Below are 16226 nucleotides of genomic sequence, written 5' to 3' on the forward strand. Positions count from 1 at the left end.
GGGCCCGATCAGACCGCGGGCCCGATCAGATCGAGCGGCGCAGCTTGACGGTGAGGGAGTCGGCGAGGACGGCGATGCGGTCATCGCCCGCCCAGCGCTGCGCGAGGCGCGACAGCACGGCATCGAGGACCTCGCGCTCGAGGCCGTCGACGAGCTCGAGAACCACGACGAGCTCGGGCCCACGCAGGCGGGCATCGGGATCACCGGGCGCGACCGCGACGTCGATCACAGCCAGCTCGTGCGCGACGCTTTCCTGCAGCGCCCCGAACACCTCGGGCGACAGGAAGCTCGGCTCCCAGGCGTGTCCCTGTGCCACAGCCCAGACCGCGGGGCGGCGGAGGATGAACTCGGTGTCCGACGTCGGGTCGAGCACGATGAGGTCGGTGTCCTCGGCCGAGGCCGCAAGCGCCGCACGCACGGCCTCGACCGGGATCGGCCGCGCCGTGGCATCCCACGTGCGCATCGCCTCGACGGACGAGAACACCGGCTGCACGCGACGTCCGTCGGGTGCGGCCACCGTCACGATCGACAGCTCCTGCGTCTTGTCGACGGCGAGACCGCTGGGCGCGACGCCCTCGTCGCCCTTCTCGGCGATCAGAGGGATCAGGATCCTCGCGTTGCGGAAGGCGTCGACGACCTCGACCTGACTGCCCTCACCGGCGCGGAACCGCAGCAGTGCCGCCAGCAGGGCGGGGTCGGCAGACCCGTCGTCGGCGGTATGCGGGTTCGACTCGAACCTGCGCCCCTCCCAGGGGACACCCGCGGAATCGCCGTGACCGGCCGCGTGATCGTGGTCGCCGTGGCCGCTCGGCCCGTCAGTCGTCGCCGGCGACATCCAGCGCCTCGGCCAGCGTGAACGCTCCCGCGTACAGGGCCTTTCCGACGATGGCGCCCTCGACGCCGAGCGGGACGAGTTCGCGAAGAGCGGCGATGTCGTCGAGGTTCGAGATGCCGCCCGAGGCGACCACGGGCTTGGGGGTGCGTGCCGTGACCTCGCGCAGCAGCTCGAGGTTCGGTCCCTTCAGGGTGCCGTCCTTCGTGACGTCGGTGACGACGTAGCGGCTGCAGCCCGCATCTTCGAGGCGCTCGAGGACCTCCCAGAGGTCGCCGCCCTCCTTCGTCCAGCCGCGCGCCGCGAGAGTGGTGCCGCGGACGTCCAGGCCGACGGCGATCGCCTCGCCGTAGCGGCTGATCACATCGGCGGCCCACTCGGGGTTCTCCAGGGCCGCGGTGCCGAGGTTGATGCGCGTCGCACCGCTCTCCAGCGCCGCCTCGAGCGTGGCGTCATCGCGGATGCCGCCAGAGAGCTCGACGTTGACGTTCTTGAACTGCTTGATGACCTTGCGCAGGATCGGAGCGTTGGTGCCGCGCCCGAAGGCCGCATCGAGGTCGACGAGGTGGATCCACTTGGCGCCCTGCGCGACCCACTCGCCTGCGGCGTCCAACGGGTCGCCGTAGCTGGTCTCGGTGCCCGCCTCGCCCTGGGTGAGACGGACGGCCTTGCCTCCGGCGACATCGACCGCGGGGAGCAGGGAGAGCGATGGGGACTGCGCGAAGTCGTTCATGACGTCCTCAGGTGAGATGGGAGGGCCGATTCGTCGGCACGAGAATCGACACTATCCCGCGCATCCTCCCGCTCCAAAACGATGACGGCAGAGAACGGAGGCGGCACGCGGTAGCCTCGATCACGCCCCTGTTCGGTCGGTGAGGAGATGTTCCATGGTGCGCGATGCGGATGCGCGTGGAGTCGGCCCCCTGCGGCGCGGCAACCCCGAGACGCCCGATACCGGTGCGACCCCTGCGGCCGACGAGCCGCAGGAGATCGTCGCCCCCTCCGCGGTGCCACCGCTCCCCGACGACATCGAGCAGACGCGCCCCCTGCGCACAGCCGCATCCGACCGTCCCCCCGTGCCGGGGACGCGAGCAGCGGCGGCCGCAGCCGCGGCCTGGTCGCGCGCGCAGGCTCCGGCGTCCGGGTCCGCCGATCGGCCGACCCCGGCGATCGCCCTCCCCCCGGTGCTGACTCCGCCCGCGCCCGCACCCGGGCCGTCCGTGCCTCCCACGCCGGCCGTGGCGATGACTCCGCCCACTCCCCCGGTGCCGTCCGCACCTCCGGCCTCACCGCCGCTCTCCTCTCCGGCACCGGCACCGGCACAGGCACAGGCACAGGCACCGGCACAGGCACAGGCCGCAACCTCCGCACCGACTCCGGCTCCAACTCCGGAGGCATCCGTGTCTCCGGCGGCATCCGTGTCGCCGTCCTCCGCCGACACCTCGGCTCCCTCCCCGACTCCGGCACCGACTCCGGCGCCAGCACCGGCACAGGCGCAGCGAGAGGCACCGACACCGGCACCCGCCCCCGCCCCCGCGAGGATCCCGTCCCGGGACGACATCGTCGCGCCGCCCGCACCCCCGGCGCCCCGCGCCGCGCCCGCCGATTCCGCGGCCGCACCGCACGCGTCCTCCTCATCGAGACGCCAGCAGCGCGAGCAGGGTGTCGAGCGCCGTTCCTTCCTGCAGGACGAGCGACGCGAGGAACCCGCCCGTCGGGGTGCGCGGGGCCTCCTGAACCGCGTGGGCTTCTCGCTGGGCCCCGATTCGCGCGAACGCGCGGTGCGTGATGACGAGCATGCCGTCAGTCGGCATTGGCCCGGTCCTCGCACCGTCGCGATCGTCAATGGCAAGGGCGGTGCGGGCAAGACCCCCGCCACGGTCCTGCTCTCGGCGGTCTTCGCCCAGTACGGCGGTGCGGGAGTGCTCGCCTGGGACAACAACCAGACCCGCGGCACGCTCGGCTGGCGCACCGAGACCGGCGCGCACGACAGGACCCTGCTCGAACTGCTGCCGCAGACGCAGCGGCTGCTCGGCGCACAGGGGCAGTCCGCCGACCTGGCGCACTTCGTGCACCACCAGCCGCAGGAGAAGTACGATGTGCTCCGGTCGAAGCCGATCCGCCTCGCGCACGAGAATCGGCTGAGCCCCACCGACGTCGATGCCATCCATGCGGTCGCCGCGAAATTCTACCGCCTGATCATCATCGACTCCGGCAACGACGAATCCGACCCGATGTGGTTGCGGATGATCGATCTCGCCGACCAGATCGTCGTCGCCACCACCACTCGGGACGACCACGCCGAGGCCGGCGCGCTCCTGCTCGAAGCCCTGGAGGACCGCGACGAACGCTCGGCCCGGCTCGCGCGCGAGTCCGTCGTCGTCGTCAGCCAAGCGGACCCGAAAGCATCCGCTGCGGACGTCTCCGAGGTCGTCGCCGGCTACCGTTCGCTCGCGCGAGAGGTCGTCGACATCCCGTTCGACCGCGAGATGGTCGACGGGCACCTGCGGCTCCGTGCGCTGGCTGCACCCACTCAGCGCGCCTGGCTCTCCGCCGCGGCCGCGGTCGCGCGAGGCTTCTGAGTCACGCACGACACGCGAGACCTTCGCCTATTCTGCGACACTCGCGACAGGCGGATGTCGAGCGCGGGACGACTCAGCCGCGCAGGCTGCCGACCCAGTTGCGGAGCAGCTGGATCCCCGCCTCGCCGGACTTCTCCGGGTGGAACTGCGTCGCGGAGAGCGGGCCGTTCTCCACAGCCGCGAGGAACGGATCGCCGTACGTCGACCAGGTGAGAACCGGCTGCGGGAACGGCGGGATCACGTCGAGCTCCCAGGACTGAGCGGCGTAGGAGTGCACGAAGTAGAAGCGCTCCTGCTCGATGCCCCGGAACAGCACCGAGTCGGCGCCGGGCTCGACCGTGTTCCATCCCATGTGCGGCAGCACCGGCGCGTTGAGCTCGGTGACCGCTCCCGGCCATTCGCCGAGCCCCTCCGCATCGTGTCCACGCTCGACGCCGTGAGCGAAGAGCACCTGCATCCCGACGCAGATGCCGAGCACCGGGCGTCCGCCGGCCAGACGCCGATCGATGATCTCATCGCCGCCGTGGGCGTGGAGCGCCTCACGGACGGCCTGGAACGCCCCCACGCCGGGGACGAGCAGACCGTCGGCCTCGGTCGCCTCCTTGCGATCGCGCGTGAGGACGGCATCGGCGCCCGCGGCGACGAGAGCCTTCACCGCAGAATGGACGTTGCCTGATTCGTAGTCGAAGACGGCGACCCTGGGCGCGCCGCTCACAGCGCTCCCTTGGTCGACGGCACCCCGTCGACCAGGGGGTCGAGGGCCTTGGCCTGGCGGAAGGCCCGAGCGAACGCCTTGTACTCGGCCTCGGCGATGTGATGCGGGTCGCGGCCGCCGAGGACTCGCACGTGCACGGTCAGTCCGGCGTTGAACGCGATCGCCTCGAACGTGTGCCGCACGAGCGAGCCGGTGAAGTGGCCCCCGATGAGGTGGTGCTCGAACCCGACAGGCTCGCCGGTGTGCACGAGGTACGGACGCCCGGAGATGTCGACCACAGCCTGGGCGAGAGCCTCATCGAGCGGAACGAGGGCGTCTCCGTATCGCGAGATCCCCGACTTGTCGCCGAGAGCTTCGCGGATGGCCTGTCCGAGCACGATCGAGATGTCTTCGACCGTGTGGTGGGCGTCGATCTGGGTGTCACCGGAGGCGCGGACCGTGAGGTCGGTGAGCGAGTGCTTCGCGAACGCCGTCAGCATGTGGTCGAAGAACGGCACCGAGGTGTCGATGCGGCTGGATCCGGTGCCGTCGAGGTTCAGCTCGAGCTCGACGGTGGACTCCGACGTGCTGCGCACGCGCGTCGCGGTGCGGGGTGTCGGGGCAGGGGTGCTCATGAGTCCGATCCTATCGAGGCGAGGGCATCGAGGAATGCCGTGGTCTCGGCCTCTGTTCCCGCGGTGACACGCAGGTGTCCGGGGATGCCGACATCGCGCACGAGCACGCCGCGGTCGTACAGCTGCTGCCACACCCTGTGTGGATCCGCGACGCCGCCGAACAGGACGAAGTTCGACCAGGACTCATGGGGCGTGTAGCCGAGCGCTTCGAGCGTCGCCGAGATGCGGTCGCGCTGCTCGACGATCTCGGCGACCATGCCGAGCATCACTTCGGAGTTGCGCAATGCCGCGACGGCAGCGGCCTGCGTCAGGGCGCTCAGGTGATACGGAAGGCGCACGAGCCGCAGCGCATCGATGAACGCGGGGTCGGCGGCGAGATATCCGACGCGGGCACCCGCGAACGCGAAGGCCTTGCTCATGGTGCGCGAGACCGCCAGACGAGGGCGCCCCTCGAGCAGCGTCAGCGCGGAGGGAGCCTCTCGTGGGGCGAATTCCTGGTACGCCTCGTCGACCACCACGACGCCCCGGGACGCCTCATACACCGCCTCGATCACATCGAGCCCGAGCGGGGTGCCGGTCGGGTTGTTCGGCGAGCACAGCAGGATCACATCCGGGTCGGCGTCGGCCACCTGGGCTGCCGCCTCCTCGGGGGTGATCGTGTAGTCGGGCTGGCGGGTCCCCGCGATCCAGCGGGCACCGGTCCCCTGCGCGATCAGCGGGTACATCGAGTAGGTCGGCGCGAAGCTGAACGCCGTGCGGCCGGGCCCCCCGAAGGCCTGCAGGATGTGCTGCAGCACTTCGTTCGATCCGTTTCCGGCCCAGATCTGCTCAGCCTGCAGGCCGTGACCGAGGTAGTCCGCGAAGCCGTCGCGCAGTGTGGTGAACTCGCGGTCCGGGTATCGGTTGACGTCACGGAGCGCGACCGCGATGTCGTCGAGGATGTCGCTCGCCACGAGGTCGGGAATCGGATGCGTGTTCTCGTTCACGTTCAGCGCCACCGGCAGCGGAGCCTGCGGGGCACCGTAGGGCGTGAGCCCTCGGAGATCGTCACGGAGCGGGAGGTCGTCGAGTGATGCAGTCACCCTTCCCATGGTAGGCGGCGCACGACCGCTTCACTCCGAGGTGACGGTGAATGAGCGACCGAGGGGCCGCGGCGATTCACTCCGAGTACTGTGCGGGGATCGCCAGCTCCTGGCCGATCTGCAGCGCCCCGCCGCGGAGGGCGTTCAGGCGGGTGATGTCGCCGATGACCTCGCGTGGGTCGGCACCGGGTGCCACCGACTCGGCGATCGACCAGAGGGTGTCTCCCGGCATCACGGTGACCGAGGCGAAGGACGCGGTGGCGACCTGCTCGCCCGAGGCCATCGCGCTGCCGCCGCTCAATGCGGCGAATCCGATGCCCACTGCGAGCGGCACTGCGGCCAGGGCGAGCACGACCCGGCGGCCACGTGCCGTCAGCCGGAGCTTCGTCGCCGAACGGGGCGAGACGATGGCTGCGTTGCTGAAGGTGATGGTGCTCATGTCGTACTCCTCTGCATCTACCGCGTGAGCGGTGAAGTTGGCGTAGCGTTCGCATTCGCGTCTCGGCCGGGAGCCGTGAATGCGAAGCTACGTTCCGAAGTTATCTTCGAATTCGAACATCTGTCAAGCGTTCTTCGAAAAACCAAGCCGTGAATACCTCGACACGCTCGAACAGATCTTCCAGATCGAGGTGATTCTCGGATACGGTTTCGATACGAACACCCCACCACGGGCCTCCGACATTCGAACTGAGACGCCGGATCGCACACCTGAGGAGCACCATGAGCGACATCGCCGCCCCCGAGTCCGACGCCCCCCGCACGCGTCGCCGGAAGAGCCTGAGCCCGAAGCAGATGGCGATCCTCGAGGTCATCCAGACATCGATCAGCCGCTACGGCTACCCGCCGAGCATGCGGGAGATCGGTGACGCCGTCGGGCTGAAGTCGCTCTCGAGCGTCACGCACCAGCTCGGCCAGCTCGAGCTCAGCGGCTACCTCCGCCGCGACCCCGGCAAGACACGCGCCATGGAGGTCCTCATCGACCTCCCGGGTTCGAGTGCCGAGAATCCGGATGACGTCGCCACACCCGTCGGCGACGCCGCACTCGTGCCGCTCGTGGGGCGGATCGCCGCGGGTGTCCCGATCACCGCCGACCAGCAGGTCGAAGAGATCTTCCCCCTGCCCCGTCAGCTCGTGGGCAAGGGCGATCTGTTCATGCTCAAGGTCTCGGGCGAATCGATGATCGACGCCGCCATCTGCGACGGGGACTGGGTGGTCATCCGATCGCAGAACAGCGCCGAGAACGGCGAGATCGTCGCCGCCATGCTCGACGGCGAGGCCACCGTCAAGGTGCTGCGCCGCCGCGACGGCCACACGTGGCTGCTGCCCCGCAACTCCGCCTTCGAGCCGATCCTCGGCGACGAGTCGGTCGTGCTCGGCAAGGTCGTCGCCGTGCTCCGCGCCGTGTGACGACGGCCTCCCCGGACGCGCCGTAGGCTCGTCCCATGTCGTCGCCGTTCGGTACCTGGCCATCGCCCTTCTCCCCGTCGGCCGTCGCGGCGTCCTCGCCACGATTCGACGGCGCCGTGTTCGTCGGCGACGAGATCTGGTGGGGCGAGAGCGTCCCCGCCCAGGGTGGTCGACGCACCGTGCGCAGCACCACAGGCGCAGAGATCCTGCCGGCACCGTGGAGCGCCCGATCCCGCGTGCACGAATACGGCGGCGGCGCCTGGACCGCCGACTCCTCGGGCACGCTGTACTTCGTCGACGCCGACACGCAGCGCGTGCACCGGATGAGTCCGGGCGACGCCCCTGCGCCACTCACCCCGCAGGGCCCCGCCCACGGCGGCCTTCGTGTGCAGCAGGGGCGGCTGTTCGCGGTGCGCGAGGACCTGTCATCCGAACCTCACCGCCGGGCGATCATCGAGATCCCGACCGACGGGTCTGCTGCGGAGGACGCATCGAGACTCTCGATCATCACGGAGGGGCCCTCGTTCCACGCGCATCCCGCGCTCTCCCCCGACGGCACGCGCCTCGCATGGGTCGAATGGTCCGGTCAGCGGATGCCGTGGCAGCAGGCGTCGCTCGTCGTGTCCGACGGAACACGACGCACGACGCTTCCGACCCTGGCCGCGCTGCAGCCGGAGTGGGGCGGTGACGACGCCCTCGTGTACGCGGACGACCCCAGCGGTCGCTGGGCCCTGCACCGTCAGCGCCTGCATCACCTCGACCCCGAGGGCGCTCCCGTCCCCGTCGGCGACGCGGGGGACGACGCCGACACGGGCTACGGCCTCTGGGTACTGGGCAACCGCTGGTATCAGCCGTTGGACGACGGGCGCATCGTGCTCGTGCGCACGGACGGACGCGACGAGGTGGTCGTTGTCGAACACGACGGACGGATGCGGCGCCTGGACATCCCCGCGGACGGCCATGTCAGCGTCGACGACGTCAGCGGCTCGCGTGTGCTGCTCACCGGCGACAGCTCCCGTGCCGCATCCGGTGTCTGGTGCGTCGATGTGGACAGCGGCGTCGTGACGACCGTCGCGGGCGGCCTGCCTGTCGATCGCGCCTGGATGCCGCCGGCATCTCAGATAGTGGTCGACGGCGCGCATGGCGCCGTGCACGCCTTCGCCTATCCGCCCTCCCACCCCGACGTCTCGGCTCCCGAAGGCGAGCTGCCTCCCTATCTCGTCCTCGTGCACGGCGGACCCACCGCGCACGTGACGGGAGCTGCGTCCTCGGCGATCGCGTTCTACACGAGCCGCGGGATCGGCGTGCTCGACGTGAACTACGGCGGATCGAGCGGCTACGGGCGCGCCTACCGCGAGCGTCTCGACGGCGGATGGGGCGTCGTCGACGTCGACGACGTGATCGCCGCGGCGCGAGGACTGGCTGATGCGGGTCTCGCCGATCCCGCGCGCATCGCGATCCGCGGGAGCTCCGCCGGAGGGTGGACGGTGCTCTCGGCGCTCGTGCGCGGGGGAACCTTCGCCGCAGGCATCAGCCGCTACGGGGTGACCGATCTGCGGATGCTCAGCGCCCACTCGCACGACTTCGAGGCCCCGTACATCGAGGGGCTCGTCGGACCGCTGCCCGAGGCGGAGGACCTCTACATCGAGAGGTCTCCCCTGACCCACGCCGATCGCATCGACGTGCCGGTGCTCCTCATGCAGGGGGCAGACGACCGCGTCGTCCCACCCGCCCAGTCCGAGGCCATCCGCGACGCACTGGCGGAGCGCGGCGTCGACCACGAGTACGTGCTGTACCCGGGCGAGGGGCACGGGTTCCGCTCGTCCGAGACGATCGTCGACGCACTCGAGCGCGAACTGCGCTTCCTCGGGCGCGTGTTCGGGTTCAGTGCCGCGGACTGATCATTCCCCGACGCGGTTGCGCAGCCGCATGGCCCGGTCGGCCTCGCGGGTGTCCTGGCGCTCGCGCAGGGTCTGACGCTTGTCGTACTCGCGCTTGCCCTTCGCGAGAGCGATCTCGACCTTGGCGCGTCCGTCCGAGAAGTAGAGCTTGAGCGGGATCAGCGTGTAGCCGCCGGCCGAGACGGCATGGGCGAGCTTCGCGATCTCCTCGCGGTGCAGCAGCAGCTTGCGCACGCGCTTCGACGCGTGGTTCGTCCAGTGCCCCTGCGAGTACTCCGGAATGTGCACGGCGTCGAGGAAGACCTCGTTGCCCTTCACGAAGGCGTAGCCGTCGCTCAGGTTCGCGCGTCCCTGACGCAGCGACTTGACCTCGGTGCCGGTGAGCACCATCCCCGCCTCGTACGACTTCTCGATCGCGTAGTCGTGACGTGCGCGACGATTGGTCGCGATGACCTTCTCCCCGCGTTCCCTGGGCATGATTCTCTCCTGATCCGTGCCGTGCAGTGGTTCTCGAGCCCCGTCCGGGGCACACGACAGCCTGTCAGTCTATACCGGCCGCGAGCTCAGGTACGCAGCCATCTGCGGATCGCGAATCCCGCCGACAGCGCGGCCAGGAGCACGCCGATGCCGATGAGCACGGGGACCACGACCGCGGCATCCTGCATCCCGATCCAGGTCGTGATGAACGGCACGCGTCCGCGGAGGTAGCCGTTGACGCCGAAGTGCACTCCGGCGACCACCGCGGCGCTGGCCAGGACGGAGCCGAGGAACGCGGCGAACACCCCCTCGAGCACGAACGGTGTCTGGATGAACCGGTTCGACGCGCCCACGAGGCGCATGATGCCGATCTCCTTGCGTCTGGCATAGGCGGACAGCCTGATGGTCGTGCCGATCAGCAGGATCGCCGCGATGAGCATGAGCACGGCTATGCCCACCGCGATGTAGGTGGCGACCGTGAGCGCCGAGAACAGCGGCTCCAGGTACTGCAGCTGGTCCTGCACCTGCTCCACACCGGCGACGCCGTTGAACGCCTCCGCGATCACCTGCGACTGCCCCGGGTCTTTCATGGTGACGAAGAAGACCTCGAAGGCCTGGTCGGGCGTGATGACGCTGGCCTGGTCCTCGCCGAGCTGATCCACGAGCTTGGCGTAGGTGTCTTCCTTCGAGTCGAACGTCACCTCGCTGATGAGCGGGGACAGCGCTTCGCCCTCGAGTTGCGCGCGCACCGCGTCGACCTGCTCCTCGGAGGCCCCGCCGTCGACGCAGGTGTCCTTCTCGGAGATGTCCGAGCACATGTAGACCGCGACCTGGGCCCGCTCCGTCCAGTACCCCCGCATGGTGCCGATCTGGCCCTGCATGAGGATCGCCGCGCCGACGAACGTGAGCGAGACGAAGGTGACGAGCACCACCGAGATCACCATCGAGATGTTGCGACGAAGGCCACCGAGGGCCTCGGCGAGGATCAGTCCGATTCTCATGAGGTCGGCCCCACTTCATCTGCGCCGTCGTCGGACAGGCCGAGGCGATCGGCGACTCCGAGTTCTGCGACGTCCACGGCGGGCAGCACGATCGGATGCGTGCGCGAGCCCACCGCGGCCGGCACCTGGAGCGTCGTGTCCTCCGGTACGGGCGCATCGGAGGGGGCGGCCTGGGCCTCGGGCGTCTCCGAGGCGCTCGGCACGGCGTCCGACGACGTCGCCGCGGCGCGTCGCTGAGCGCTGAGCTCCTCGCTGAGGGCCGCACGCACGACGGAGAGGTCAGCCGTCTGCCGCTGGACCTCTTGCACCGCGGTGAGTGCGGCAGCCGCTGCCGCCCCGCGCACCTCCTCGGGCACGAGCCGCGGGATGTTCGAGGTATCGCCGTATCCGCCGTGCACCTCGTCCCTGACCATCACTCCGTCGCGGAGCTCGATGACCCGGCGCTGCATCTGATCGACGAACGCCGCCTCGTGCGTGGCCATGAGCACGGTCGTGCCTCCCGCGTTGATACGCGCGAGCAGCTGCATGATGTCGACCGACGTGGCGGGGTCGAGGTTTCCGGTCGGCTCGTCGGCGAGCAGCACCTGTGGGCGGTTGACGAGCGCCCTCGCGATCGCGACGCGCTGCTGCTCACCGCCGGAGAGCTCATGCGGCATCCGCTTCTGCTTGCCGTCGAGTCCCACCAGTGCGAGCGCCTCGGGCACGGCCTGCTGGATGAAGCCTCTCGAGGAGCCGGTCACCTGGAGCGTGAACGCGACGTTCTGATAGACGGTCTTCGACGGCAGCAGCCGGAAGTCCTGGAACACGGATCCGATGTGGCGGCGGAAGTAGGGGACCTTGCGGTTGGCGAGCGATCTCAGATCGCGCCCGAGCACGGCGACGCGGCCGGTCGTCGGCACGTCTTCGCGCAGGATGAGCCGCAGACAGGAGGACTTGCCCGAACCCGATGCTCCGACGAGGAAGACGAACTCCCCGCGTTGGACTTCGAAGTCGACCTCGGACAGCGCGGGACGCAGGGTCCCGCGATAGCGCTTCGTGACGTTCTCGAACCGAATCATGGCGTTTCGAGCCTAAGCGCGCTGTCCATCGAGTCCGCGAGCGACACCCCGCTCGACCCCGGAGTGTCGACGGGCACTGCTATACATGAAGATGCTGATCCATGCCGTCCGCGTGGACGCGACTCCGAGGGGGAACCATGACGACGCCTGCTGGCTGGTACGACGACGGATCCGGCCGACAGCGCTGGTGGGACGGGACGCAGTGGACCGAGCACTTCGCTCCCCTGGCCGCCGAAGCGCCCGCCGCTGACACGAGCGGAAGCGACACGACCGGAACGGATGTCACCGGTGGCGATGTCACCGGTACCGATGTCACCGGTACCGACGCCGGAGCCGTCGAGACCGCTGCGGCCGCGCGCGACGAGGCTCCGCATGATGCTGCCGCCGCCGAGACCGCAGACGCGATCGGCTCGGTGGCCGCCGTCGAGAGCCAGTCCTGGAACACTCCGGCCCCGAACGATGGCGCTGACGCCGACACGGCTAGCTCTGCCGATGCCAGCTCCGCGTCCGCCGATGCAGGCTCCGCGTATGCATCCCCCGCGTACGGATCCGACGCGGGCGAGCCGGCCGCGACGTGGCCGCCCACCGACGCCGCCGCTACCGACACCGACACCAGCGACAACGCCGCCGACAACGGCGTCGAGGCCCCGAGTGAGAACGCGCCCCAGTGGCCGGACCAGGGCTTCGCCGCTCCGGGCGCCACCGCTGCCACCACTCCCCTGAGCGACACGGGGTCGCCCTACGGACACCCCGCCCCCTCGTACCCGGGCGCCGGAGCCTCCTACCCGGGAGCGGCCGCTCCCGAACAGCCGCAGCAGTACCAGAGCGCACCCGGATACCCCCAGACAACCCCCGGCTACGCCCAGACGACGCCCGGGTACCCCGGCGCATCCGCGTACGCTCCGCCCGGCCAGGCATACGGCGCAGGCGGCGGCTACCCGGCCCCGTACGGCAGCCCTGCTCCCGTCGAACCGCCGCGCCTCTCCATCGTGGGCATCGTCGGACTCGCGATCGCCGGCCTCGGCACGATCCTCTCCTGCATCCCGGCGACCTTCGTCTTCGGCTGGATCCTGCTGGCCGCCGGCTTCATCGTGTCGCTGATCTCGATCTTCCTCAAGGGCAAGAAGTGGCCGGGCATCGCCGGTCTCATCCTGTCGGTCGTCGGCACGATCCTCGCGGTCGTCGTGGCCATCGTGTTCGTGACGTCGAGCGTCGCTCAGGTCGTGCGCGACCTGCCGACCGCACCGCCCTCGAGTGACTCCGACCCCGGCACGGACGAGGGTACGGATCCCGGCACCGATGGAGGCACCGGCCCCACCGACGTGGTCCAGGGCGAGATCGGGTCTCCCCTCACGATCACGCAGATGTCGGGCACGAGCGAGGTCACGGTCAATTCGGCGACCTGGGCGACCGACGACGGTTCGAGCATCCCCTCGACCAACGGCGGGTACGTGATCCTCGACGTGACCTTCACGGGCGTATCAGGCACGAGCTACGTCAACCCGTTCTACTTCGCACTCACGACCGCCGAGGGTACCGAGGGCACGTACGACTACTACGTCGACGGCATCGTGGCAGAGGAGCTCGCTGAAGGCGACACCGTATCCGGCAAGATCACCTTCGACGTCGCCAAGAGCACCGCGTACCGGATCACCTTCACCGACGAACTGCTGCAGGACGTCGCGAGCATCGCGTTCACCCCGTCCGAGGGCTGACCGACATACGACGACGCCCGGCGATCATCGTGATCGCCGGGCGTCTCGTGTATGCGGGACTCCGTGCCGGACGAGGTCAGTCCTCGTCGCCGGGAGTGGTCAGTCTTCGTCCTTGCGCTTGCGCCAGCGAATTCCGGCCGAGATGAACCCGTCGAGGTCGCCGTCGAACACGGCGGCGGGGTTGCCCGACTCGTGTCCGGTGCGCAGATCCTTGACGAGCTGCTGGCCGTAGAGGAAGTACGAGCGCATCTGGTCGCCCCAGCTGGCCGTGATGGTGCCGGCGAGTTCCTTCTTCTTCGCAGCCTCCTGCTCCTTCTGCTGCAGCAGGAGCCTCGTCTGGAGCACGCGCATCGCGGCCGCACGGTTCTGGATCTGCGACTTCTCGTTCTGCATCGAGACGACGATGCCGGTCGGAAGGTGTGTGAGTCGCACAGCGGAGTCGGTGGTGTTGACGGACTGACCGCCGGGGCCCGATGAGCGGAACACGTCGACGCGGATGTCGCTCTCGGGGATGTCGACCTCGGTCGCCTCCTCCATGAGCGGGATGACCTCGACCGCCGCGAACGACGTCTGCCGCTTGTCGGCGGAGCCGAAGGGGCTGATGCGCGCGAGACGGTGCGTGCCGGCTTCGACCGACACCGTGCCGAACGCGTACGGCGCGTCGATCTCGAACGTCGCCGACTTGATGCCCGCGCCCTCGGCGTACGAGGTGTCCATGACCTTGACGGGGTACTTGTGGCGCTCGGCCCAGCGCAGGTACATGCGCATGAGCATCTCGGCGAAGTCGGTGGCGTCATCGCCGCCGGCGCCGGAGCGGATCGTGATGATCGCCGATCGCTCGTCATACTCGCCGTCCATGAGCGTCTGGACCTCGAGCTGGTTGATCATCTCGGTGAGAGCGCTGAGCTCGGCGCGCGCCTCGATGGCCGACTCCTCGTCGCCCATCTCGTTCGCGAGTCCGACCAGCACCTCGAGGTCGTCGAGCCGCTGGCCGATCCCCTCGACCCTGGCGAGCGCGGACTGCCGGTGGCTCAGCGCACTGGTCACCTTCTGTGCGCGTTCGGGGTCGTCCCAGAGGTCCGGCGCACCGGCCTCCTCACTGAGGCGGGCGATGTCGGAGCGGATGGCCTCGACGTCGAGGACCTCGCGAATGTCACCGTAGGTGAGTCGCAGGGCCTGGATGTCGGCGGAGAGATCGAGTTCGAGCATGTCGGGACCAGCCTAACGTGCCGCCTGCGCAGGCGGGGACGGCGTCGAACGGGAGTAGCGTGAAACGAGTGAGCAGCGCATCGACGGTTCTGAGACGATTCGGGCCGATGGTGTACCTCCCCACGGTGCTCTTCTCCCTCGGTGAGGGGGCGGTGATCCCGCTGATCCCCGTGATCGCCTCGCGCATGGGGGCGGATGTCGCGTTCGCCGCGCTGGTCGCCTCGGCGCTCGTGGTGGGACAGCTGTGCGGCAATCTGCCTGCAGGATGGGCGGTGTCGCGCATCGGAGAGCGGTTGACGATGGTCATCGCGGGAGTGATCGCGATCGGCTCGGGCGTGGGCATGGTCTTCGCTCCCTCGCTCGGCGTGCTGGCGGCATCCGTCTTCCTTCTCGGTTTCTGCGCCGCGGCGTTCGGCCTCGCACGGCACGCATTCATGACGACCCGCGTGCCGATCGCGTTCCGCGCGCGGGCTCTGTCGCTGCTCGGCGGGAGCTTCCGACTCGGCGTCTTCATCGGCCCGTTCGTCGCGGCCGGGCTGCTGCAGCTGTTCGGTGCCGAGTCCGCCGCGATCTGGTTCTTCCTCGGGTGTCTCGTCGTCATGGTGCTGCTCGTGCTGCTCGGCCCGGATCCCGAGAAGACGATCCCGGTGACGACCGCTCTGCGCACCGCTCCCCTCGCGTCGGACTCCGGCGAGGCCGTGAGCGGGGCGATCCCCACGGCGGAGCGGGCGGGGATCTTCCGCACGATGTGGCAGCAGCGCAGTGTGCTCGGGCGTCTCGGACTCGCGGCGGCGTCGCTGTCGGCCGTCCGGTCCGCACGACAGGTCGTGCTGCCGCTGTGGGGTCTCTCCCTCGGACTCGACGCCTCGACCATCGCGCTGGTCGTCGGCATCTCGGGCGCCATCGACTTCGCCCTCTTCTACGCGAGCGGCCAGGTGATGGACCGCTTCGGCAGGCTGTGGGCGGCCATGCCCGCGATGGTGTTGATGGGCTCGGGGTTCCTCGCGCTGTCGCTGACTCACGATCTCGACTCGTCCGTGCTGTGGTTCGGCATGTTCGCCGCGGTGCTCGGGGTGGGCAACGGGCTCTCCAGCGGCATTCTGCTGACCCTCGGGGCCGATGTCGCACCGAAGAGCGAGCCGGCCGCGTTCCTCGGGTCGTGGCGCACTCTGACGGATGCCGGAGGCGCGGTCGCGCCTCTCATGGTCTCGGCGGTCACCGCGCTCGCCTCGCTGCCGATCGCGGCTGCCGTCGTCGGCGTGATCGGACTGGTCGGCGCCGGTGGGTTCATCCGCTGGATCCCCCGATTCGTGCCGCGCGCGAAGGAGGAGCGCTCGTGAGCGTGCTGGGTGCCGACGTGCGTCGCCTGGTGGACGGCGCAGCCGTGTCGTCCGAGCGGGAGCGCGCTGCCCGAGAGGACTTCGCGACGTTCTTCGCCGACGATGACGGGCCGGTGTCGCGCGACGATGGCCCGCGTCACGCGACGGCCTCCGCGTTCGCCTTCGACCCGACGCTCACGCGCACGCTGCTCGTGTTCCACCGCAAGGGGCGGTTCTGGGTGCAGCCCGGCGGCCATCTCGAGCGAGGCGACGCATCGATCACGGATGCCGCGCTGCGCGAGCTGCGGGAGGAG

General features: G+C 69.7%; 16 protein-coding genes. 6 read left to right on the forward strand and 10 right to left on the reverse strand.

Annotated features, from left to right (window positions below):
* Positions 1-25 precede the first annotated feature (25 nt).
* On the reverse strand, positions 26-835 hold the full coding sequence (locus tag ABTZ43_RS09020) for an SseB family protein (RefSeq protein WP_253386411.1): 810 nt from the start codon (positions 833-835) through the stop codon (positions 26-28).
* Positions 816-1565, reverse strand: coding sequence for a bifunctional 1-(5-phosphoribosyl)-5-((5-phosphoribosylamino)methylideneamino)imidazole-4-carboxamide isomerase/phosphoribosylanthranilate isomerase PriA (priA, locus tag ABTZ43_RS09025; RefSeq protein WP_350538553.1), 750 nt, complete (start codon positions 1563-1565; stop codon positions 816-818). Before priA ends, ABTZ43_RS09020 begins: the two co-directional genes overlap by 20 nt.
* Positions 1566-1719: 154 nt before the next feature.
* On the opposite strand from priA, the gene ABTZ43_RS09030 reads away from it, so the two are divergent.
* The gene (locus tag ABTZ43_RS09030) at positions 1720-3414 is read left to right on the forward strand and encodes an AAA family ATPase (protein ID WP_350538554.1); all 1695 of its coding nucleotides are present in this window, start codon (positions 1720-1722) and stop codon (positions 3412-3414) included.
* Between the two features lie 73 nt (positions 3415-3487).
* Here the strand turns inward: ABTZ43_RS09030 and hisH are convergent, their stop codons facing one another.
* The 4 genes from hisH to ABTZ43_RS09050 form a co-directional block, all read right to left on the reverse strand.
* Positions 3488-4129: an imidazole glycerol phosphate synthase subunit HisH gene (gene hisH / locus ABTZ43_RS09035; RefSeq protein WP_056421087.1), complete on the reverse strand. Its 642-nt coding sequence runs from the start codon at positions 4127-4129 to the stop codon at positions 3488-3490.
* The gene (hisB, locus tag ABTZ43_RS09040; RefSeq protein ID WP_056421084.1) at positions 4126-4743 is read right to left on the reverse strand and encodes an imidazoleglycerol-phosphate dehydratase HisB; all 618 of its coding nucleotides are present in this window, start codon (positions 4741-4743) and stop codon (positions 4126-4128) included. The genes hisH and hisB overlap by 4 nt, the downstream gene beginning before the upstream one ends.
* Positions 4740-5834, reverse strand: a complete 1095-nt coding sequence (locus ABTZ43_RS09045) for a histidinol-phosphate transaminase (protein ID WP_350538555.1) — start codon at positions 5832-5834, stop codon at positions 4740-4742. The genes hisB and ABTZ43_RS09045 overlap by 4 nt, the downstream gene beginning before the upstream one ends.
* A gap of 67 nt (positions 5835-5901) precedes the next feature.
* Complete coding sequence (locus ABTZ43_RS09050) at positions 5902-6264, reverse strand: LysM peptidoglycan-binding domain-containing protein (protein ID WP_056421080.1); 363 nt, start codon at positions 6262-6264, stop codon at positions 5902-5904.
* 281 nt (positions 6265-6545) lie between these two features.
* Between ABTZ43_RS09050 and lexA the strand changes: the two genes are divergently transcribed.
* Together lexA and ABTZ43_RS09060 are read left to right on the forward strand one after the other, a co-directional pair.
* Entirely contained in the window at positions 6546-7232 is a 687-nt protein-coding gene (gene lexA / locus ABTZ43_RS09055) for a transcriptional repressor LexA (protein ID WP_056421078.1), read from the forward strand.
* Between the two features lie 35 nt (positions 7233-7267).
* Positions 7268-9133, forward strand: coding sequence for a S9 family peptidase (locus ABTZ43_RS09060; RefSeq protein ID WP_350538557.1), 1866 nt, complete (start codon positions 7268-7270; stop codon positions 9131-9133).
* On the opposite strand, the gene smpB is transcribed toward ABTZ43_RS09060, so the two are convergent.
* From smpB to ftsE, 3 genes are all read right to left on the reverse strand, one after another.
* The gene (gene smpB / locus ABTZ43_RS09065; protein ID WP_350538558.1) at positions 9134-9610 is read right to left on the reverse strand and encodes an SsrA-binding protein SmpB; all 477 of its coding nucleotides are present in this window, start codon (positions 9608-9610) and stop codon (positions 9134-9136) included.
* 86 nt (positions 9611-9696) lie between these two features.
* Positions 9697-10611, reverse strand: a complete 915-nt coding sequence (gene ftsX / locus ABTZ43_RS09070; protein WP_056421072.1) for a permease-like cell division protein FtsX — start codon at positions 10609-10611, stop codon at positions 9697-9699.
* A complete protein-coding gene (gene ftsE, locus ABTZ43_RS09075) occupies positions 10608-11669 on the reverse strand; it encodes a cell division ATP-binding protein FtsE (RefSeq protein WP_350538559.1) in 1062 nt (353 codons plus the stop codon). The genes ftsX and ftsE overlap by 4 nt, the downstream gene beginning before the upstream one ends.
* Positions 11670-11806: 137 nt before the next feature.
* Between ftsE and ABTZ43_RS09080 the strand changes: the two genes are divergently transcribed.
* On the forward strand, positions 11807-13384 hold the full coding sequence (locus tag ABTZ43_RS09080; RefSeq protein WP_350538561.1) for a DUF2510 domain-containing protein: 1578 nt from the start codon (positions 11807-11809) through the stop codon (positions 13382-13384).
* Positions 13385-13483: 99 nt separating this feature from the next.
* Here ABTZ43_RS09080 and prfB read toward each other — a convergent pair whose 3' ends face one another.
* Positions 13484-14593 carry a peptide chain release factor 2 gene (gene prfB, locus ABTZ43_RS09085; protein ID WP_350538562.1) on the reverse strand — a complete coding sequence of 370 codons (1110 nt, stop codon included), beginning with the start codon at positions 14591-14593 and terminating at the stop codon, positions 13484-13486.
* A gap of 107 nt (positions 14594-14700) precedes the next feature.
* Between prfB and ABTZ43_RS09090 the strand changes: the two genes are divergently transcribed.
* Positions 14701-15933, forward strand: a complete 1233-nt coding sequence (locus ABTZ43_RS09090) for an MFS transporter (RefSeq protein WP_350538565.1) — start codon at positions 14701-14703, stop codon at positions 15931-15933.
* A partial coding sequence (locus ABTZ43_RS09095; RefSeq protein ID WP_350538563.1) for an NUDIX domain-containing protein occupies positions 15930-16226 on the forward strand: 297 nt, incomplete at its 3' end. The genes ABTZ43_RS09090 and ABTZ43_RS09095, both read left to right, overlap by 4 nt.

Origin of the sequence: Microbacterium sp. NPDC097977 (assembly GCF_040302605.1) — a bacterium.
Taxonomy (GTDB): domain Bacteria; phylum Actinomycetota; class Actinomycetes; order Actinomycetales; family Microbacteriaceae; genus Microbacterium.